The sequence below is a fragment of the Ruminococcus turbiniformis genome, assembly GCF_020687545.1.
GTDB classification, from domain to species: domain Bacteria; phylum Bacillota; class Clostridia; order Lachnospirales; family Lachnospiraceae; genus Mediterraneibacter; species Mediterraneibacter turbiniformis.
In genome coordinates, this window is record NZ_JAJEQX010000001.1 from 224,810 (window position 1) to 244,676 (window position 19,867).

A 19,867-nucleotide genomic window follows, 5' to 3' on the forward strand; every position below is an offset into this window, starting at 1 on the left:
CATGACTTTAGCAACAAAAATCGTTTTCATCATCGCTCTGATCGTGAGCATCATCGTTCCATTCGGCTATTATCTGCTGGGTGAAAAGACAAAGAAACGCTACAAACGCGCCATCGGCACAAATGCCTTTTTCTTCTTCGGGGCATTTGTGATCGCGTCCGTCATGATGCTGGGCGGCCCGGATGTACAGGCTGCGGAAGCTGCCGCTTCCGGCTCCGGTCTGGCAGAGGGCCTGGGCTATCTTGCCGCTGCTCTCGTGACAGGACTCTCCTGTATCGGAGGCGGTATCGCCGTGGCAAGTGCGGCAAGCGCAGCGCTCGGAGCGATCAGCGAAGATTCCAGCGTACTCGGAAAGTCGCTTATCTTCGTAGGTCTGGCCGAAGGTGTATGCCTGTACGGACTTATCATTTCCTTTATGATACTCGGAAATCTGTAAAAGCAGCAGTGATTCTTTTGACGGAGGAGCGCAGTTATGAAAATGTTTCTGATCAGTGATAACGTTGACACCTACACCGGCATGCGTCTGGCCGGTGTGGACGGCGTCGTCGTCCATGAGCGGGACGAACTGCATCAGGCTCTGGAGGATGTGCTGAAAGACAAAAGCGTCGGCATCGTCCTTCTCACAGAGAAATTCGGCCGGGAATTTCCCGACATCATCGACACCTTCCGGCTGGAACGGAAGATGCCTCTCCTCGTCGAAATCCCGGACCGTCACGGAACCGGACGAAAAAAAGACTTTATCACATCGTATATTACCGAAGCAATCGGACTGAAACTGTAAAGGAGGGATTCCTTTGACTCTGGAAGAAAAAATCTCACACCTCAAGGCAATCTCCATGGAGCAGGCGCGCGCGGAAGGAAACGCCATCATCGACTCCCACAGGGAATCGCTTGAAAAAGTGTTTGAAGATCACAAGGCAGAGGCCGTCCGCCAGGCGGAAACCCGCATCAAGGCCGAGACGACCAACGCAAAACTGAAGCTCAATCAGGCCATGGCCAAGTCCCAGCTTGAACTCAAAAGAGAAAACGGAAAAGTTCAGCAGGAGCTCAAAGACAAGCTGTTTGAAGAGGTGCGGGCACTGGTCGACGATTATATGAAAACCGACGCGTACCGCGAATTTCTCATCAAATGCATCCGCCAGGCGGAGCACTTTGCCGGCGGCGCCGCGGTCACAATCTATATCAATCCATCCGATGAGCACCGCAAAGACGAGCTGGAACGCGAAACAGGCTCACAGCTCACCGTCAGCAGGGAGGATTTCATCGGCGGGATGCGCGCCGTGATCCGGACGCGCAACGTCCTGATCGACAACTCCTTTAAGACACAGCTTGACAATGAATATGACAGATTTATTTTCTCGGGAGGTGACGGAATTGGCTAATACTGCGACAATATACGGAATCAACGGCCCTGTCATCTACCTGAAGGGAAACACCGGCTTCCGCATGTCCGAGATGGTTTATGTGGGAAAGCAGAAGCTTGTCGGCGAGGTCATTTCCCTTGACAAAGACATGACTACCGTACAGGTATACGAGGAGACAAGCGGACTTTATCCCGGCGAGGAAGTCACCGCCAGCGGAAGCGCGGTCTCGGTCACGCTTGCCCCCGGAATCCTGAATAATATTTTCGACGGCATCGAGCGCCCTCTGGAGCGTATCGCCGACTCCGCGGGAGCGTTTATCACCCGCGGCGTGAGCGTCGATTTTCTCGACAGACAGAAGAAATGGCAGACTCATATCACAGTGGAAAAGGGACAGTATCTCCGGGGCGGCGATATCATCGCAGAAGTGCCGGAGACCCGCGCCATCGTACACAAATGCATGGTTCCCCCGGATGTGGAGGGGACTGTAACCGCTGTGGCAGAGGACGGAGAATACACGATCGATGAAATTCTCGTCACGCTGGAACTTTCGGACGGCTCTGTAAAAGAACTGTCAATGACCCAGCACTGGCCCATCCGCGTGCCCCGGCCAACGAACCACCGGTTCCCGGCTTCCGTGCCGCTGATCACCGGCCAGCGTATCATCGACACGATGTTCCCCATCGCCAAAGGCGGCACTGCCGCCATTCCCGGCGGATTCGGAACAGGAAAGACAATGACCCAGCATCAGATCGCCAAGTGGGCGGACGCCGACATCATCATCTATATCGGATGCGGCGAGCGCGGAAACGAGATGACCCAGGTGCTGGAAGAATTCAGCGAGCTGACGGACCCCCGCACGGGCAATCCCCTGATGGACCGCACGACGCTGATCGCAAATACGTCCAACATGCCTGTGGCAGCCCGCGAGGCCAGCATTTACACCGGGCTTACCCTGGCGGAATACTACCGCGACATGGGATACGACGTGGCAATCATGGCGGACTCCACCTCCCGCTGGGCCGAGGCTTTAAGAGAGCTGTCCGGCCGTCTGGAGGAGATGCCGGCGGAGGAAGGTTTCCCCGCGTATCTGGCGTCCCGCCTGTCCGCGTTTTACGAGCGCGCGGGAATGATGCACAACTTAAACGGAACCAACGGCTCTGTCACGATCATCGGAGCAGTCTCCCCCCAGGGCGGTGATTTTTCCGAACCGGTTACGCAGAACACGAAGCGTTTTGTCCGCTGTTTCTGGGGACTGGACAAAAGCCTCGCATACTCGAGACATTTCCCGGCCATCCACTGGCTGACAAGCTACAGCGAATACTTAAACGACTTAAGTCACTGGTATCAGGACAACGTATCGCCCCGGTTTGTGGACTACCGCAACCGACTGATGGCGCTGCTGAATCAGGAGAGCAGCCTGCTGGAAATCGTCAAGCTGATCGGAAGCGACGTGCTGCCGGACGACCAGAAGCTGATTCTGGAGATCGCCCGCGTCATCCGTCTCGGATTCCTTCAGCAGAACGCCTTCCACAAGGACGATACCTGCGTCTCCATGGAGAAGCAGTTCCTTATGATGGATACCATCCTGTATCTGTACAATCAGGCCCGCACTCTCGTCACGATGGGGCATCCCATGTCCGTGCTGAAGTCGGAGAACATCTTTGACCGGGTCATCTCGATCAAATACGATGTCCCCAACGACCGGCCGGAAATGTTCGCCCAGTACCGGAGAGACATCGATGCATTCTACCAGAGAGTGCTTGAGAAAAACGCGTAAGGAGGACCGGATATTATGTCAATCGAATATTTAGGCTTAAGCAGCATCAACGGCCCTCTCATCGCTCTGGAGGGCGTGCAGGACGCCTTCTATGATGAGATCGTGGAATTTGTCATAGACGGCTCAGAGCACAAAATCGGCCGTATTGTAGAGATCTACGAAGACCGGGCTGTGATTCAGGTTTTTGAGGGTTCGGAGAACATGTCTCTGAAAAACACGCACACAAAGCTCACCGGGCATCCGATGGAGATCGCGCTCTCCCCGGATATGCTTGGACGCACGTTCAACGGCATCGGACAGCCCATCGATGATCTGGGGCCCATTGTCTCCTCCCTGAAGCGCGACGTCAACGGCCTGCCCTTAAACCCGGTGCGCAGGGAATATCCCCGCAACTATATCCACACCGGAATCTCGGCCATCGACGGACTGACCACGCTGATCCGCGGACAGAAGCTCCCGATTTTCTCCGGAAACGGGCTTCCCCACGACCAGCTCGCAGCCCAGATCGTAAAGCAGGCATCGCTCGGAGAGAACTCCGACGAGCAGTTTGCCATCGTGTTCGCGGCAATGGGTGTCAAACACGATGTGGCGGACTTTTTCCGGAATACTTTCGAAGAGAGCGGAGTGGCGGACCATGTCGCCATGTTCCTTAACCTGGCAAACGATCCGGTTGTAGAGCGTCTGATCACACCGAAGGTTGCGCTGACTGTTGCGGAGTACCTGGCGTTTGAACAGAATATGCACATCCTTGTAATCCTGACCGACATGACGTCCTTCGCGGAAGCCATGCGTGAAGTCTCCTCCTCAAAGGGAGAGATTCCAAGCCGTAAGGGATACCCCGGATACCTGTACAGCGAGCTCGCCACGATCTACGAGCGCGCCGGCATTGTGCAGGGCGTGAACGGTTCGGTGACTCAGCTCCCGATCCTGACCATGCCGAACGATGATATTACCCATCCGATCCCCGACCTGACCGGATATATCACCGAGGGGCAGATCGTTCTTGACCGTCCGCTGCACGGACAGTCCATCTACCCGCCGATCAATATCCTCCCCTCCCTCTCCCGTCTGATGAAGGACGGTATCGGCGAGGGCTACACAAGAGAGGATCACCAGGATCTGGCCAACCAGCTCTTCTCCGCCTACGCCAAAGTGGGCGATGCGCGGAACCTGGCTTCCGTTATCGGCGAGGACGAGCTCTCCCCGATCGACAAAAAGTACCTGGAATTCGGCAGGGAATTCGAGGAGCGCTATATCGGCCAGGGCATGGATGAGAACCGCAGCATGGAAGAGACACTGAATCTGGGCTGGGAACTTCTCGGAAGGCTTCCGAAGGAGGAGCTTGACCGAGTCGATACAAAGATTCTTGATAAATATTACAAGCCGCGCTCCCTTGATTAAAAGTACGATTCCCATCACAGCAGAAGATCTCTTTGAATTTGCAGATGACGGGTAATAAAAACGGACAGTTAAATAAAGACTGACAGTTAAGAGCCCGGAAGTGTCATCCACTCCCGGGCTCCCGTGTTCCCGCGCATATGCGCCTCATCATATCCTTTCCGCCAATATATCAATATACTTTCGCGTCAGTATATTCTTCGCTCAAAACTCCCCTGTATTCCCATCTCCTCGCGGTACTTCGCAACGCCTCTTCTCGAGAGCACGACGCCGCGTTTCTTAAGCTCCTGGGACAGCTTATTGTCGCTGTACGGGTTGCCTTTGTCCTCGCCGTCAATCAGCTCCCGGATCAGTTTCTTGATCTGTCCGGCCGTCATATTGTCGCTGCCCTGATCTCCCCCGACTCCCTGCGGGAAGAGTTCCTTCATGAGGACCACGCCTCCGGGATACTGGATATATTTTCCACTGGCAGCCCTGCTCACGGTGGCCGGGTGAATGCCCAGACTCTCCGCCAGCTCCGCCATTGTGAGCGGTTTCAGATCTCCTTTTCCCTCAAAGAACTCCTTCTGGTGTTCAAGGATCGCGCCGGAAACAGACAGAATCGTTTTCCTCCTCTGCTCGATGCTGCTCAAAATAAATCTTGCCCTCTCCAGCTTCTTCCGGAAGTATTCCTTCAGTTCCGGATCCCTGCTCTCTATCGTCATCTTCATATAGTACTGATTAAGCTGGTATTTACCCATCCAGTCATCGTTCAGCACAATTTCCCACTCATCGCCTTTTTTATAAAACAGGATATCCGGTATGATATATCCGGTATCCCCCAGGCTGAACCCTGAGAGCGGGCGCGGATTCAGTGTTTTGATATAGGCAATATATTTTCTCGCCTGAGCCGAAGAGATCCCGAGACTCCGCGTGATCGCACTGATCTTTCCTCCCGCGATATCGCCGAGATGGTTTCTGACAATCTCGGTGAGCACCGGATCTTCCGCCCCGGTCAGCTCAATCTGCCTTAAAAGACACCCGGACAGATTCTCTGCAAAGATGCCGAAAGGCTCAAGCTGGCGCAGATCCTCGAGACAGGTTTCAACCGTCTCAGCCGTCGTTTCTGCCAGCCGGGCCGTCTCTTCCACGGAAGTAGAATAGAACCCGCTGTCATCCAGATTTTTGATCAGAAATTCGATGACGCGCCACTCTTCCTGGCTGTACCGGTTCCTGTCAAGCTGCTCTTTCAGATAGTTTTCAATACTCTCCCCCTTATCCGCGGGGACCGCTTCTCTGTGCCGTTCCTCATCGCGGTCTCCATGACCGTATCCCTCGTTGAACATCTGATTCTGGCCGTACCAGTCTCCGAACTCCTGAGTCACTCCCGGGGTGTCGCCGCCTCCGGTCTGCTCGATAAGCGGGTTTTCCAGATATTCATTGTTCAGCCATGTATTCAGTTCCAGATTGTTCATATTCATCAATTCCAGAGACTGAATCTGTGTCTGGGACAGAGACTGTCTCTGGCGGAGTTCCAGATTATAATCCATTGTCTATCCCCTCCGCTGGTCACTTTTTATCGTTTTCGTTTTTCCCTTTTTCATTCCTCTCGTTTTCCTGCTGCTTCATCATACGCCACAGCGTTGTCCTGCTCACGCCGAGCTCTCTGGCCAGATCCTGCTTTGTCTTCTTCGGTTTCAGCTGCCTGAGAATCGCCTCCTCACTGCCTTTGCTGCTGTACTGCCCTCCCTCAGCTTCTCTGAGCTGGCGGAATACCTTAAACTGCATCAGATCTTCTTTTGTGATCTCATCCGTATCATTGAGCACGACGAGACGTTCACATATATTGCGAAGCTCTCTTACGTTTCCGGGCCAGGAATAGTTTCTGAGCATCACCGCCGCCTCCTTTGTCAGCTTCGCGGGAGACTTCTTCATGTCGCACGAGAACCTGTTCAGATAAAAATCCACCATCTCCTGAATATCCTCTCTCCTCTCCCTGAGAGGCGGAATATAAATATCCAGAAGATTCAGCCTGTAATAGAGATCGCTTCGGAATTTTCCCTCTTCAATCTGTTTTTCAATATCTACATTTGTCGCGGAAATCACCCGTACATCAATAGGCTGTACTGTATTTCCGCCGATCCGGCGTATCTCCTTCTCCTGAAGCACGCGGAGAAGTTTCGCCTGAAGCGAGATCGGTATCTCTCCGATCTCATCCAGGAAGATCGTGCCTCTGTGAGCCAGTTCAAAGAGTCCGATCTTTCCGTTCCGCGACGCTCCCGAAAAAGCGCCCGGTTCATATCCGAAGAGCTCGCTCTCAAGAAGGTTTTCCGGCAAAGCCGCACAGTTGAGCGCCACAAAAGGTTCCGAGCTCCTGTTGCTCGCCTGATGAATGCTGTGAGCAAAAAGTTCCTTTCCCGTTCCGGTCTCCCCGATAATCAGCACATTGGAATCCACTTTGCTGTACCGGTTCGCCATTCTTATATCATCGCGGATTGCGTCACTGCTTCCGATAATATCCGCAAACGTATACTTGGCCACAAGTCCCTTCTCACCGAGACTGTGGCGCAGTTTATTCTCTTCCTTGAGAATCTGTTCTGAATTTTTGATAAAAATCACAAGCCCTGAGTTTACCTCATCAACCCGGATCGGCATATACTGGACAAAATATCTGCGCCCGTCTTCCATCTTGAGTACTTCATCCCGTATTCCGTCCTCTTCCATGGCCTGTTTCCACTTAAAATGCCTGTCCACGACAGCGATCGGATGACCTTTGATATTATCCACAGTGGAGAGCTGGAATTGCCGGTATGCCTGGTTATTAATCTGCTGGATGATCCCTTTGCTGTCAATTGTAATAATCCCGTCTGAGTTCTCGTTGATAATCGCGCGGAACATGGAGTTGGAAGCACGCTCTCTGTTGAGTGTCCGCGCCGTGTTCACCGCCTCTTTCAGCACCATCTCCACGGTCTCTTCCTTGACCTTGATGTGAACACGTTTCAGTCCTTTCCTGTCACAGACGCTGCACACCGTACCGCTCCCGACCCATACGTCAGTTCCCCGTTTTTCTCCAAGCTCCACCGCATCTCTGGCACTCTCCTCGCTCCACACATTGTATGTATCGATATGCGCATGGCAGAGCTCCTCAAGATCGGAAATCTGGTAGATCTCCAGATCCTGCAGGCAGAGGGCGATCCGATTCGGATGATAAATATTTCTGCTCTGAATCAGTGCGTCCAGTATTCCGAAGCTTGTAAACTGGATCTTGACCATATGCTTATGAGGAAACAGCACTTTCAGGCGCTCATAAGTCATTCCTCTCGCGACAAAAATATCTGCGTCTTTATTCTCTGCAAGCGAAGACGGGGTGCCCACCACGTAAGTCAGCTCGATCTGAATGTCATCCTCGATGTCCATCTTTGCTATCAGTTCCTCAAACTTTTCCATCATGTCTGCGTGCGGAACAAAAATCAGTATTTTTGTCATTTGATTTCACCTCATAATAAAAGATACCCAACCGTGGAATTTCTCCACATGCGAAGTCTGGCCGGCGGTTCTTTTCGAGCCGCCGGCAGACCGGACACCACATAGTACGAATTAATTCCACAGTTGAGTATTTTCGTCACCAGTAATCTCAGATATTAGTCTTCGAGAAGTGCCCATGCACGGTTAATCACGCGTTTTGTATTCGCAACGATCACCTCTGCATCCTCATCTCCCCACGGTTTAACCTCAAAAGAGAGTACATACGGATTCTCTGCATTGAAGAAGCCTTCTTCCTTCAGGACTGTGAAGAAGTCAAGAAGCTGCTCTGTATCGTTGGCGCTGTTCGGGAATCCGAATCTCGGATGCATATCGCCGTAAGCCTCGCAGCCTTCCTCTACAACAGCGTTTCCGATATGGAAGTGTGTGATATACGGACGGCATGTCTGAATCACAAACTTGGATGTCTCATATGTTGTCGGGAAGTGAGACAGGTCAACCATCAGACCGAAGTTATTGTTTGTTGTACGCATATCAGCAGCGAATTTTGCAGCGTACGGAGCCGGTCCGATCAGGGCAGCCTTGTCCATATCAAAGTCAAATACTTCGAGTTCTACGTTCATGCCCTTTGTCGCGGCATAATCGCAAAGGTTTCTTGTTGTCTTAAGGAGCTGCTCGTAAGCCTGATCCTTTGTAGCCTCTTCCCATTTTCCCGCAAGGAAAGCGATTCCCTTTGCTCCAAGGTACTCTGCCTCGTCGATTGCTTCCATCAGAGTAGCCTCTGCTTTCTTTCTGCCTTCCTCGTCGATGTCGTTCGGGTTCAGCTTCGGTCCGAGCAGACGCGGCTGTGCGCCGTAGCAAACTTTCATGTGAGCTTCCTCAAGAAGCTTCTTAGCCTTTGCTCTTGTCTCGTCGTCGTTGAACTTTGTAATCTCTACTGCGTCGAAGAAATCATCACATGCGATTTTGTAGAGGGAATCCATTATGTCATATGTCGGATGGCTCATCCACTGAATGGTTCCTACCTGAAAATATTTGTGAATTGAATCTCTCATTGTCTTAATCCTCCTGTTCAAAATCTCATTCAGATATCTGTCTGAAATAATGATTATTTGGTTTAAAATTTATTATTTGTTAACTACGTTTACCGGAGCTCCGTCAACGAATGCCTGCAGGTTGCTTACTGCGATATCCATCAGACGCTTTCTGGACTCCTTCGGCGCCCATGCGATATGCGGTGTGATGAAGCAGTTCTTTGCCTGAAGCAGCGGGTTGTCACCCTTGATCGGCTCTGTGGAAACAACGTCAAGACCTGCAGCGGCAACCTTGCCGGAGTTCAGAGCGTCTCTTAAGTCTTCCTCTACGATCAGCGGACCGCGGGAGTCGTTTAAGATGATAACGCCGTCTTTCATCTTCGCGATGTTGTCCTTGTTGATGATTCCCTGTGTCTCCGGGAACAGCGGGCAGTGAAGCGCGATTACGTCAGAGTTTGCGAGAACTTCGTCAAGCTCCGCGTACTTGCATGTGTCGCTCTCCAGATCCGGATTGTGGTAGGAATCGTAAGCCAGAACTTTCATTCCGAGAGCCTGTGCGATACGTCCTGTAGCCTGTCCGATACGTCCGTATCCGATGATACCCATTGTCTTGCCGTCCAGCTCGATCAGCGGGTAATCCCAGAAGCACCAGTCAGCGTTGTTCTCCCATGCACCCTCATGCACAGCCTGGCTGTGATGTCCGATGTGGTGGCAGATCTCAAGGAGAAGCGCGATTGTGAACTGGCCTACAGCTGCTGTTCCGTATGTCGGAATGTTTGTAACCGGAATTCCTTTTTCCTTTGCAGCCGCAACGTCAACAACATTGTATCCTGTAGCAAGAACGCCTACAAATTTAATATTCGGGCAAGCGTCAAAAAGCTCCTTCGGCATCGGTGTCTTGTTTGTGAAGACAACCTCTGCGTCTCCGATTCTGTCGATTGCTTCCTGAACGTCTGTCAGAGATGTACGGTCATAAACTGTGCACTCTCCGATTGCTTCCATTCCTTTCCAGTCCAGGTCGCCCGGGTTCAGGGTGTAACCGTCTAATACAACAATTTTCATTTTTTAGTCCTCCTTTATTATGTGGGTACTACAAACTGGTGTACATTGTTACTATACAACATTTATTTTTTCTCTTCAACCAGCTTCCATGCAGCATTGAGCGTACGTTTCGCATTCGCGATAACAAACGCGCTCTCCTCGTCGCCGTAAGGTTTTACTTCAAAGCTTACGATCGGAGGATTTTCTCTGTTAAGAAAGCCGATATCGAGCAGTACCTGAAGATAAGCTGCCAGCTCTTCCACGTCGTTTTCACTGTTGGGGAATCCGAAACGCGGATGCTGATCTCCGTATGCCGGAAGATCAGGGCTCTTGATCACCGTATTGCCCATGTGCGCATGACGGATGTAGTCTTTGATCGGGAGAAGATTCTCTTCGAACGTCTCGTGCAGCATCGGAATGTGGCTGCAGTCAACCATCAGACCAAAGTTGTCATACTCGGCGCACATCGTCTCCGCATATCTCTTCGCGAGCGCAACCGGCCCGATCAGAGACTTTTTGTCGATGTCATAGTCAAAGACTTCGCAGAGAACAGGCATGCCGCCTTTTGATTTCGCATATTCGCACAGCTCTCTTGTAGAGTCCAGAAGAAGTTCATACGCCTCCTCCTTCTTCTCTTCCTCGTACTTTCCGGCGAGGAAGGAGAACCCTTTTGCCCTGATCTCATATGCTTCATCGATAGCGGCTTTCATTCTGTCCACCGCTGCCCTGCGCTTTGTCTCATCCAGATCGTTGATATTCATACCTGTTGTGAGCAGGCACGGCTGTCCGCCGTACGCCACGTCCATATGAGCGATCTCGATCATCTCAGCGGCTTTGCGCCTTGTCTCGTCATCCTTGATCTGCGTGATCTCCACTGCGTCAAAATAATCATCGGCAGCAATATTGGAGAGGCACTCGAGTACCGGTCCCTCTCCAGTTGACAGCCCGTTATAGGCCATGTGGAGGATGATTCCGACTCTCATATATTCATGAAAAGATGTCTTCATTCATTCTCCTTCTTTCTTATTTATCTGCGAGAACAGCCTTGCATACAGCAGCGATGTTGTCTGCGCCGTATCCGTATTTCTCGAGCAGCTGCTCATAATCTCCGGACTCAGCGAAGTCTGTTGCGCCGATTCCTTTCACCTTTGTCGGGCACTCGGCAGCGAGCACTTCTGCAACCGCGCTGTAGAGTCCGCCCTGAAGGCTGTGCTCCTCAACTGTAACGATTGCGCCTGTCTCTTTCGCGCACTCTACGATCAGATCTTTGTCGATCGGTTTTACAGTGTGCATGTCCACAACTGTCGCATGGATTCCCTCAGCCTCAAGCTTCTCAGCAGCCTCGATTGCCTTGGAGAGAACCGTACCTGTTGTGATGATTGTGATATCCTTGCCTTCTTTTACCTTGATACCCTTGCCGATCTCGAACTTCATGTCGTCTCCGTATACTACCGGCACAGCCGCACGGCTGAGTCTTAAGTAAACCGGTCCTTCGTATTCAGCGACAGCCTCAACCGCTTTCTTTGTCTCTGTAGCGTCAGCTGCTGTGATTACTGTCATGTTCGGGATCGCGCGTACATAGGACATATCTGTGATTGCCTGGTGGCTTGCTCCGTCATAGGAGTCAGACAGACCTGTGTATGTTCCGCAGAGTTTTACGTTCAGCTTGTCATAAGCGATCAGGCTCTGAATCGGATCACCGCTGCGTGTTGCGAGGAATACAGCGAATGTATTAACGAAAGGAATCAGGCCCTCTCTTGCCATACCGGCGGACATAGCCACCATGTTAAGTTCGCTGATACCTACATTGTAATATCTCTCCGGAAATGCTTTTCCGAAAACAGCGCTCTTTGTGGAACCTCCTACATCGGCTTCCAGCGCTACCACTTTGTCATTTTTCTTTCCGAGCTCGAGAAGAGCCTCACCGAACGCATCTCTGATTGCTATTTTTTCAGCCATTATTTTGCACCTCCCAGAATCGCTTTTGCTTTTGCATAGTCCTCGTCATTGATCGCTTTTCCATGCCAGGTATTCTTACCCTCCATGAAGTCAATGCCTTTACCCTTTACAGTCTTTGCGATAATGATGCTTGGCTGTCCCTTGCATGCTTTTGCCTGCTCAATCGCATCTTCGATCGCGCTCACATCGTGTCCGTCACACTTGATTACATTCCATCCGAATGCAGCCCATTTTGCAGCGATATCGCCCATCGGCATGATCTCTTCAAGAGTACCGTCAAGCTGTACGCCGTTGTTGTCAAGGATTGCGATGCAGTTGTCAACCTTGAACTTCGCTCCGGACATTGCAGCTTCCCAGATTCCGCCCTCCTGGATCTCGCCGTCGCCCATGAGAACGTATGTATAGGAGTCAAGTCCTTTGTACTTGTCAGCAAGTGCCATTCCAAGACCTGCGCTTAAGCCGAGGCCAAGCGGTCCTGTGGAGAGCTCTACGCCCGGTGTCTTGTGTACACACGGATGACCCTGAAGGTTGCTGTTGATCTGACGGAGTGTCTTTAACTCCTCTTTCGGGAAATACCCTTTCTCAGCAAGGTTTAAGTACAGCATCGGCGCTGCATGTCCCTTTGATAATACAAAGTGGTCTCTGTCCTCTTTGTTCGGGTCTGCTCCGTCTACGTTCATTACATCCTGATACAGTGTTGTAATGATCTCGCATGCGGAGAGTGATCCGCCCGGATGGCCTGTCTGAATTGCATGCAGCAGGTCAATCAGTTCGTTTCTGAACCGGAGGCAGAGAGCTTCCAGTTCTTCCTTTCTTTCTTTTGTCATCACTTTTATCTCCTCCTTTAAATATTTTTCAGAGTCTCTTTTACTTCCTCCATGCACAGTGCCGGGCTTGCGAATACCGGGCAGCCCGCAATCTCAGAGATGGAGTCTTTTAAATGTGCCATGGATGCCTGTGCAAGCACGATGCAGTCATAGCCTTTGATCTCTTTAGCTGCTTCCTTGAGGAGCGCGTCATGCCGCTCCATATCCACGGCTTTCAGCGCTTCATACGCCGGAGCAACTGCCATGCCCTCAAGCTCAAGAGTCTTTCCGAGCTTTGCGGCTTCCGCAGTCAGCTTGTTCTTCGTCGGTTCGATCGTGCTTCCCGCTGTTGCGAGAACAAAGATCTTCTCTCCGCTGGCAGCGGCTTTGCGTCCCATCGCGTCATCGATGGCGATGACCGGGACACTGATGAAAGGCCGGATCATCTCAACAACCGGGGTCAGTGTGGAACATGTAACCACAATCATGTCGGCGCCGGTCAGCTCCAGATTCCGGATATCGTTATAAAGCCGGTTTCTGTTGTTGATGGTAAACTCGCCGATCTCGTTCGGGTTATTGGCGAGGAAATCATCCCAGAGATTGCAGATTCTGACTTCCTCTCCCAGGTATTCCCTCAGCTGGTTTGCGAATGTATCCGCGACACTCTGTACTGTGTGCAGAAGAGCGATTGTTTTCATGAATATTCGCCTCTTTCTTTTAATTGTTTCACCGCGTGTGCTTACTGGTTGTACACCTTTGCCTTCAGCGGTTTCAGGCATTTGATCGCGCCCTGCGCAGCCGCCTCCATACTCGGGATCTGGAAGATCTCCGTGCAGAAGTTTCCGTCGTATCCGCACTCTTTGAACGTGGTCAGGATCTTCTCAAAGTCAAATCCGCACTGTCCCGGATATCTGCGGTTGTTGTCAGCGAGATGTACATGGATGTTGTACTCGCTGTAATCGCGGATTGCCTGGTACATGTCCTTCTCTTCCAGATTCATATGGAAGATGTCCATCATAAGGCGGAAGTTCGGACGGTCAACGCGTTTGATCATCTGCACAGCCTCCTCCATCGTGTTGATGAAGTTTGTCTGCATAATCGTCACCGTCTCAAGAGCGATCTTTACGTTCTTTTCAGCCGCGTAATCGCTCAGCTCCTGGAACGCCTGTACCGCAAGCTCCTCTGTCTGCGCCTTTGTGAGCTGGCTGCAGTACTGGCCTCTGATGCGTCCGATGTTGATGTTCGCTCCGAGGTGGCTTGCAAAATCGATGATTTCTTTCGTCCTGCTGACAGCCTCTTTCCTGTTTGCCTCGTCCGGGTTTGTGTAGCTTAAGCCAAGCTGTCCGAAGATCTCTCCGGTGCAGACAATTGCAACGGTCAGACCGTTCTTTTCGGCTTCGCTCTTCACGAAATCCCAGTCAAGTTCGGACGGGTTCAGAGTCATAAGCTCCACTCCGTCGTAGCCCATCTCTGCGAGAGTCTGAAAACTGTTCTCCAGCGGTCCCTGGTAAGCGGTCACAGAATCAGCAATCGCAACGTCAGGCGTCGCTACCTGATAACACAATTTCATGGTCTACTGTCTCCTTTTCAAAATTTATTCTTTCTGACAATAATTATAAGCAATTACCATGCCAACTTCAAGCGTTTTTATTTTAACGGTCATCCGACACGAACGCCCTGCGCTGCCGCGGAATTGTCCTGATATTTTCTGTTATTGCCAGTAAGACAGCGCAACAAAATGTTAAACACGCCTCGTGTTTCTTGTTTCACATTCATGTTTCACGTTTCATTTTGTTTCTCAATGAAGTTTCATTTTGTTTCACGTAAAACGCACGGCCCCTGCTGGCCATTTTACGGCCGGCAGAGGCCGGTGGGGCAAAACGAATATTAATTAGTCTTCTGCATCTTCTGCGTCTTCTACATCTTCGATCGCGATACAGCGGATCTGAGCTCCGTCAGCATTCTCAAGCGCTGTCGGCAGTCCGACGAAATCAACGATGCTGTTCTTCACACTCCAGAGATTGGTCATATACTCAATCATCAGAATATCTTTCTTCAGAAGATAGATGTGTGTCGTCAGCGTCAGATTGTGCTCATCCTCCGTGCGGAGCCTGCGGATATCATAATCCTGCGGGAAGTCAAATCCCACCACATTCGGATGAAGATCATACAGAAACTGAGCCGCGTCATCAGCGATAAACGGAGCGTTGTCCCAGTACTCATAGGACTGCCACGGTGTCTTCTGCTCCCAGCATGTCTTGACAATCACGATCTTCGGCACTTCCTGTCCTGCGGGAACAGCCTCATCAAGCGCTTTTTTAAGCATCTCCGCCGTAATCGGCGCATGCGGCTGCACATAGCTTACGTCAAGCAGCACTGCCTTGTCGACGAGGATCTCCAGCGGGAAATCATTCAGCGTCTTGCCGTCCGCGAGCTGGTGAAGCGGAGCGTCGATATGCGTGTACCAGTGTGTCTGAAGGTCAAAATGTGTTACATTGGCAGCATCTCCGTCTTTGATAGACTTTGCCGGCTCGATTTTAATCGGGCATCTCCAGTGAGGAACGATAGGTAATGTAAGGTCGCTTATCTTACGCATTATTTTGTCACCTCTCCTTTCGTAGCCATGACATAAATTTTAAGAATACCAAAAAGGATTACAAGGATCGAGCCTACCATCAGGCCAGTGTTCAGGAACCAGAGCGGATACTGCATGATCGTTGTAGCCTCGCCTGTCGAAAACTGTGTGGACAGGATCGGTGTCAGCTGGATCGCGATCAGGATATTCACTCCGATTCCGCAGAGATACTGAATGATCTTGATAATTTTGTAAGCAGGTTTCCCCGCAACACCCTTCGACTCTTCAACCAGCGTAAGGCTGATCAGATCATCTGAATAAAATGCCAGACCGGATACAACAAAGATCATCCAGATGAACAGCAGTTTCAAAAACTCGTCGGACCACGGAACAGAGATGCTAAGTACGTTTCTCGCAAATACCGCATAAGACTGAACCACAATCATCACAAAACCGACAAGGCCGAAGATAACTTCCATAACTGAGATAAATTTATTTACGATTTTCATAAATTCCCACCCTTTCTCTACTCGGCGTCAGATCCAAGCTGCTCCTGGATCATGTCAACAAGCTCTGTGCCGTACTCGTCTGTAAACAGTGACCACGTAGCCTCACCATACTCACGGAACGCGTCTCTGTCCGGCTCTTCCACAACTTCACAGCCGAAGTCTTTGATTGTCTGAAGTGCATCTGCCTGCGCCTCATCTGTCAGCTCGATCTGCTGGTCACGAGCCCAGTCTGTGGCCTCGCGGATCAGCTCCTGCTGGGACTCGCTCATTCTGTCCCAAGTAGCCTTGCTCATACCGAGAAGAAGCGGTGTGTATACAGAGTCGTTCAGTGTAATGTACGGCTGAACCTCATAGAATCTTCTGGAAACGATCTCGTGCAGCGGGTTGTCCTGCGCGTTTACAGTACCCTGCTGAAGAGCCGTATAAAGCTCGGATGCGTCGATGGATGTCGCAAGAGCTCCCATGGACTCCCAGAACTCAATCTGCACGTTGGAGGAAAGCGTTCTCATACGGATACCTTCCATATCCTCCGGAGTTTCAACCGGGCGCACGTTGTTGGTCAGCTCACGGAAACCGTTCTCAAAGAACGCGAGCCCCACGATATTACCCTCTGTCTCAAGTTTTTCAAAGATAGCCTGTACCGCCGGAGCGTCAGTCTCTGTCGCCGCGCGCGCGTCCTCCAGATCAGAAAACAGATAAGGAAGCTGGAACACGTCTACTTCCGGAACAAGGCCGGAGAAGTAGGACGTACCCGCAACGCCGATATTGATTGTATCCTGCTGAAGTCCCTGTACCATGGACGTAGCGTCGCCGAGCTGTGTGTCATAGAACGGATCTGCGTCAATCGTTCCGTTGGAATTTACATTAATATATGCCGCCATTCTCTTAATCGCCTCGCCGGCTGTCGTGTTCTCGGCAAGCGAACCCGCGAACAGTGAAATGGATATATGGTCGCCCTCTACTTCAAGATCGGAAACCGGTACTTCAAAGTCATAGTCGTCCGGGCTGGCAGCTTCGCCGCCTGTGCTGCTCCCGCAGCCCGCGAACATTACCGCTGTCATTGAAACGCATAACAAAACCGCTAATATTTTCTTTTTCATAGGTAATCCTCTCCTTCACTCTTTACTACTGAATCTCAAATTAGCCCATCAGGTTCGGAAGCAGTGTAACCATTCCCGGAACAAGGATAACAACAATTACACCAACCATAATAATGGCAAGAAGAACCGGAAGGTGCGGAACGATCTTGTGTACAGGCACTCCGCCGACGCTGGATGCCACGAACAGGTTCATACCGACCGGAGGTGTAGCAAGGCCGACGCAGAGAACAATTACCATGATAACGCCAAAATAGATCAGGTTAATTCCGTATGCTTCCGCTGTCGGGCAGAAGATCGGCGCAAAGATCAGAACTGCCGGTACGGCGTCGAGGAAACATCCCGCGATGAGAAGCACAACTACAACGCATGCCATAAACACACCGCTGCTGCTTACGTTTGTCACGAAGAATGTAGCCACATCCTGCGGAATGCCCGCACGTGTGATTGCCCATCCGAATACCTGTGTAGCCGCAACGATAAGCATGATGCCGGCCGCGCTCTTAACACCGCTGTATACAACCTTTCCGACATCTTTGATCTTGATCTCTTTGTAAACAAAGATACCGATGATCAGACAGTAGAAACATGTTACCGCAGAAGCCTCTGTCGGTGTGAAGATACCGGAATAGATACCTCCCAGGATGATAACCGGGGCAAGCAGAGCCCAGAAAGCTTTGATAAAGGATTTTCCGGCCGCCTTAGCGCTGAAAGATCCGCTTCCTGTGTAGCCTTTCTTTTTACAGAGAATGACAACACCTATAATAAGAACAACTCCAAGGAAGATTCCCGGAAGGAGACCCGCGATAAGCATATCGCTTACAGACTCGCCGGACGCTACCGCGTAAAGCACCATCAGGACGCTGGGCGGGATGATCGGTCCGAAGATACCGCCTATTGCCTGGAGCGCGCTTGCGAATCCGCCGTCATATCCCTCTTTCTTCATCTCAGGGATCATGATACCGCCGACAGCCGCCGTTGTAGCAGCTCCGGCACCTGTCATAGCCGCGAAGATCATACTCGCGATAACAGTAACAACGCCGAGACCGCCGGTTACGTGACCGATCAGTTTCTTGGCAAAATCTACGATACGGGTTGAAATACCGCCGCCCTGCATCAGGTTTCCTGCCATGATGAAGAACGGGATCGCAAGAAGCGTAAACGAATCAACACCTTTTAAGAGCTGCTGAGGAACAATAATCAGCGGCACTTCAACAAATCCTACAAGGTAAACCGCCGCCGAAATACACAGAGCATAGGCGATCGGAACACCAACAAACAATAATACAAAGAATACTATAAGCAAAATGGCTATTTCCATTTTTTTACCTCCTGATTTCGAATGTACTTTCCATCTCCTCCCGGAGTTTCCAGAGGAGGGATGAATCAGATTTATCTTCTATCATGGAATAGGTGATCATCTGGCCTTTCTTAATCGGGCAGACTGTTCTGCACCCATTCAGTAAATGTGCCGGGACAGGAGCTTCCGGGCTTTTGGAGGAAGCCGCGAGGACCTGGCCTTCCATTGTAAGGTCGTGGTCTCCGCCGAGGACCGTTCCCGCGGGAATGTCCTCCAGGGCTCTCTTCACAAGATCGTATTTCGGGAGATATTTTTCTCCTCCCGTGGTGATCCCGAGCTGTCCCATACACAGCAATGTTGTACTGACTTCTACGCCGCACAGATGGTAGGGTCTGTATATAACCGCCGTTGTCAGATCATAATTCGGTATCTGCCCTTTGGTTGTCAGGATGTAGTTTGCGTACTCATTGTCGCATTTCACGACAAGATACACCCCGCCGCCCATACCGGCTTCATCTTTTCTTCTCAGACAGGTAAAGACATTTACGTTGCCGTATTTGTCATAGATGCCTCCGTTTTCCTTCGTACAGAGAGCAACCGGCAGCTCCGTGATCCTTAAGATCCCCTGCTCAAAGCCGGGATTCTGTACTTCAAGATCTTCGGTATTTGCCGCGATCGTCATCTCGCACAGGTCAAACGCCCCCGCAGCAGGAAGGCTTTTGAGCACCTCCGCGCGTTCTTTTATGTACTCCGCGGGATCTGCCCCCTCCGGAATCATACGGAAGTATTTCATCTTGTCGTCCGGGATCTTCACCGACATGGATTCGTGGATCGTAATACCGTCCGCCTCAACTGAGACTGTCTGGTTCTCCTCGTCCAGAACGAACTCGCCGTCTCTGGATTTTCCTGCCGATATCACCGTCAGTCCGATCAGCTTCGCCCACTCGATCATCTGGATCAGAAGACCGTGCTGGTCCCCGTCCACCGGTGAATAGAGAAGTCCTCTGTCCGCCGCTTCCTTTGCAAGCTGCGGTCCCACCGCCGAGTCAAGCTCCTTGCTCACCATCACAAGATGTTTCCCGTGATTCAAGGCTGCCATGGCATACTCTGCTCCGGCTTCCGGGTTTCCGGTGCCTTCGCATATGATGTCTATCTGAGAGATCTCAGGAATGACGCCGCAGTTGTCCGTATACAGATACAGTCCCTCCGCCAGGAGTGCCTCCGCTTCGTCCGCAGTAGAAAAATAACGAATTTTCTCCTCAGGGATTCCCGCCTTCACGAACGCCTGTCTTGCATTTTCCTTTGATATGTCGCCGACCACCGGAATCGACAGGTCTTTCACATAACTCTGCTGCGCGATCACAGCCGTTCCGAAATGTCCTGCCCCGATGTATGCCGCCGTCACTTTTTTCCCATTCGGGGATGCGGACATTTTCTTGGACCATTAATCCTCCGTTATCCCCATTTATCATGCTGCTATAAGTCCTTGGCTCTGTCGGTATTGAATTGGACTCAACCCTCCGAGGGAAAGCTTAATTCTTTTTT

19 protein-coding genes are annotated in these 19,867 nt (G+C 51.3%); 5 read left to right on the forward strand and 14 right to left on the reverse strand.

What is annotated here, in order from left to right:
* Window position 1 precedes the first annotated feature (1 nt).
* Genes LKD70_RS01100 through LKD70_RS01120 form a run of 5 tightly spaced genes read left to right on the forward strand, consistent with a single transcriptional unit; the run spans window position 2 to window position 4,542 of the window.
* Window positions 2–436, forward strand: coding sequence for an ATP synthase subunit C (locus LKD70_RS01100; RefSeq protein WP_227706208.1), 435 nt, complete (start codon window positions 2–4; stop codon window positions 434–436).
* A gap of 36 nt (window positions 437–472) precedes the next feature.
* Entirely contained in the window at window positions 473–781 is a 309-nt protein-coding gene (locus LKD70_RS01105; RefSeq protein WP_227706209.1) for a V-type ATP synthase subunit F, read from the forward strand.
* 13 nt (window positions 782–794) lie between these two features.
* Window positions 795–1,382, forward strand: a complete 588-nt coding sequence (locus LKD70_RS01110) for a V-type ATP synthase subunit E (RefSeq protein ID WP_227706210.1) — start codon at window positions 795–797, stop codon at window positions 1,380–1,382.
* A complete protein-coding gene (locus LKD70_RS01115; RefSeq protein ID WP_227706211.1) occupies window positions 1,375–3,141 on the forward strand; it encodes a V-type ATP synthase subunit A in 1,767 nt (588 codons plus the stop codon). The genes LKD70_RS01110 and LKD70_RS01115 overlap by 8 nt, the downstream gene beginning before the upstream one ends.
* Window positions 3,142–3,156: 15 nt before the next feature.
* Window positions 3,157–4,542 carry a V-type ATP synthase subunit B gene (locus tag LKD70_RS01120; RefSeq protein ID WP_227706212.1) on the forward strand — a complete coding sequence of 462 codons (1,386 nt, stop codon included), beginning with the start codon at window positions 3,157–3,159 and terminating at the stop codon, window positions 4,540–4,542.
* Between the two features lie 185 nt (window positions 4,543–4,727).
* Here LKD70_RS01120 and rpoN read toward each other — a convergent pair whose 3' ends face one another.
* The 14 genes from rpoN to LKD70_RS01190 all read right to left on the reverse strand — a co-directional run bounded on the left by rpoN (window position 4,728) and on the right by LKD70_RS01190 (window position 19,727).
* Entirely contained in the window at window positions 4,728–6,068 is a 1,341-nt protein-coding gene (gene rpoN, locus LKD70_RS01125; RefSeq protein WP_227706213.1) for an RNA polymerase factor sigma-54, read from the reverse strand.
* 19 nt (window positions 6,069–6,087) lie between these two features.
* Window positions 6,088–8,004: a sigma 54-interacting transcriptional regulator gene (locus LKD70_RS01130; RefSeq protein WP_227706214.1), complete on the reverse strand. Its 1,917-nt coding sequence runs from the start codon at window positions 8,002–8,004 to the stop codon at window positions 6,088–6,090.
* A gap of 155 nt (window positions 8,005–8,159) precedes the next feature.
* Complete coding sequence (locus tag LKD70_RS01135; protein ID WP_227706215.1) at window positions 8,160–9,056, reverse strand: sugar phosphate isomerase/epimerase family protein; 897 nt, start codon at window positions 9,054–9,056, stop codon at window positions 8,160–8,162.
* 72 nt (window positions 9,057–9,128) lie between these two features.
* Window positions 9,129–10,097 carry a D-2-hydroxyacid dehydrogenase gene (locus LKD70_RS01140; protein ID WP_227706216.1) on the reverse strand — a complete coding sequence of 323 codons (969 nt, stop codon included), beginning with the start codon at window positions 10,095–10,097 and terminating at the stop codon, window positions 9,129–9,131.
* 62 nt (window positions 10,098–10,159) lie between these two features.
* The gene (locus LKD70_RS01145; RefSeq protein ID WP_227706217.1) at window positions 10,160–11,083 is read right to left on the reverse strand and encodes a sugar phosphate isomerase/epimerase family protein; all 924 of its coding nucleotides are present in this window, start codon (window positions 11,081–11,083) and stop codon (window positions 10,160–10,162) included.
* Between the two features lie 16 nt (window positions 11,084–11,099).
* Window positions 11,100–12,035, reverse strand: a complete 936-nt coding sequence (locus tag LKD70_RS01150; protein ID WP_227706218.1) for a transketolase family protein — start codon at window positions 12,033–12,035, stop codon at window positions 11,100–11,102.
* Complete coding sequence (locus LKD70_RS01155) at window positions 12,035–12,862, reverse strand: transketolase (protein WP_227706219.1); 828 nt, start codon at window positions 12,860–12,862, stop codon at window positions 12,035–12,037. Before LKD70_RS01155 ends, LKD70_RS01150 begins: the two co-directional genes overlap by 1 nt.
* A 17-nt stretch (window positions 12,863–12,879) precedes the next feature.
* Window positions 12,880–13,539, reverse strand: coding sequence for an aspartate/glutamate racemase family protein (locus LKD70_RS01160; RefSeq protein ID WP_227706220.1), 660 nt, complete (start codon window positions 13,537–13,539; stop codon window positions 12,880–12,882).
* Window positions 13,540–13,580: 41 nt separating this feature from the next.
* The gene (locus tag LKD70_RS01165; protein WP_227706221.1) at window positions 13,581–14,411 is read right to left on the reverse strand and encodes a sugar phosphate isomerase/epimerase family protein; all 831 of its coding nucleotides are present in this window, start codon (window positions 14,409–14,411) and stop codon (window positions 13,581–13,583) included.
* 321 nt (window positions 14,412–14,732) lie between these two features.
* Window positions 14,733–15,437, reverse strand: a complete 705-nt coding sequence (locus LKD70_RS01170) for a cyclase family protein (RefSeq protein WP_227706222.1) — start codon at window positions 15,435–15,437, stop codon at window positions 14,733–14,735.
* Complete coding sequence (locus LKD70_RS01175; protein WP_227706223.1) at window positions 15,437–15,925, reverse strand: TRAP transporter small permease; 489 nt, start codon at window positions 15,923–15,925, stop codon at window positions 15,437–15,439. Before LKD70_RS01175 ends, LKD70_RS01170 begins: the two co-directional genes overlap by 1 nt.
* Before the next feature lie 17 nt (window positions 15,926–15,942).
* Window positions 15,943–17,025 (reverse strand): DctP family TRAP transporter solute-binding subunit, encoded by a 1,083-nt coding sequence (locus LKD70_RS01180; RefSeq protein ID WP_227706224.1) that lies wholly within the window; start codon window positions 17,023–17,025, stop codon window positions 15,943–15,945.
* A 40-nt stretch (window positions 17,026–17,065) separates the two neighbouring features.
* Window positions 17,066–18,343, reverse strand: a complete 1,278-nt coding sequence (locus tag LKD70_RS01185) for a TRAP transporter large permease (RefSeq protein ID WP_227706225.1) — start codon at window positions 18,341–18,343, stop codon at window positions 17,066–17,068.
* Between the two features lie 4 nt (window positions 18,344–18,347).
* A complete protein-coding gene (locus tag LKD70_RS01190; RefSeq protein WP_227706226.1) occupies window positions 18,348–19,727 on the reverse strand; it encodes a flagellar biosynthesis protein FlgA in 1,380 nt (459 codons plus the stop codon).
* Window positions 19,728–19,867 lie beyond the last annotated feature (140 nt).

What these genes read in the sequence shown, in the direction of transcription:
- LKD70_RS01105 (WP_227706209.1), top strand. Translation starts at nt 473, where the DNA reads ATGAAAATGTTTCTGATCAGTGATAACGTTGACACCTACACCGGCATG.
- rpoN (WP_227706213.1), bottom strand. Translation starts at nt 6,068, where the DNA reads ATGGATTATAATCTGGAACTCCGCCAGAGACAGTCTCTGTCCCAGACA.
- LKD70_RS01160 (WP_227706220.1), bottom strand. Translation starts at nt 13,539, where the DNA reads ATGAAAACAATCGCTCTTCTGCACACAGTACAGAGTGTCGCGGATACA.
- LKD70_RS01155 (WP_227706219.1), bottom strand. Translation starts at nt 12,862, where the DNA reads ATGACAAAAGAAAGAAAGGAAGAACTGGAAGCTCTCTGCCTCCGGTTC.
- LKD70_RS01130 (WP_227706214.1), bottom strand. Translation starts at nt 8,004, where the DNA reads ATGACAAAAATACTGATTTTTGTTCCGCACGCAGACATGATGGAAAAG.
- LKD70_RS01170 (WP_227706222.1), bottom strand. Translation starts at nt 15,437, where the DNA reads ATGCGTAAGATAAGCGACCTTACATTACCTATCGTTCCTCACTGGAGA.
- LKD70_RS01140 (WP_227706216.1), bottom strand. Translation starts at nt 10,097, where the DNA reads ATGAAAATTGTTGTATTAGACGGTTACACCCTGAACCCGGGCGACCTG.
- LKD70_RS01120 (WP_227706212.1), top strand. Translation starts at nt 3,157, where the DNA reads ATGTCAATCGAATATTTAGGCTTAAGCAGCATCAACGGCCCTCTCATC.
- LKD70_RS01175 (WP_227706223.1), bottom strand. Translation starts at nt 15,925, where the DNA reads ATGAAAATCGTAAATAAATTTATCTCAGTTATGGAAGTTATCTTCGGC.
- LKD70_RS01180 (WP_227706224.1), bottom strand. Translation starts at nt 17,025, where the DNA reads ATGAAAAAGAAAATATTAGCGGTTTTGTTATGCGTTTCAATGACAGCG.
- LKD70_RS01145 (WP_227706217.1), bottom strand. Translation starts at nt 11,083, where the DNA reads ATGAAGACATCTTTTCATGAATATATGAGAGTCGGAATCATCCTCCAC.
- LKD70_RS01185 (WP_227706225.1), bottom strand. Translation starts at nt 18,343, where the DNA reads ATGGAAATAGCCATTTTGCTTATAGTATTCTTTGTATTATTGTTTGTT.
- LKD70_RS01135 (WP_227706215.1), bottom strand. Translation starts at nt 9,056, where the DNA reads ATGAGAGATTCAATTCACAAATATTTTCAGGTAGGAACCATTCAGTGG.
- LKD70_RS01150 (WP_227706218.1), bottom strand. Translation starts at nt 12,035, where the DNA reads ATGGCTGAAAAAATAGCAATCAGAGATGCGTTCGGTGAGGCTCTTCTC.
- LKD70_RS01165 (WP_227706221.1), bottom strand. Translation starts at nt 14,411, where the DNA reads ATGAAATTGTGTTATCAGGTAGCGACGCCTGACGTTGCGATTGCTGAT.
- LKD70_RS01100 (WP_227706208.1), top strand. Translation starts at nt 2, where the DNA reads ATGACTTTAGCAACAAAAATCGTTTTCATCATCGCTCTGATCGTGAGC.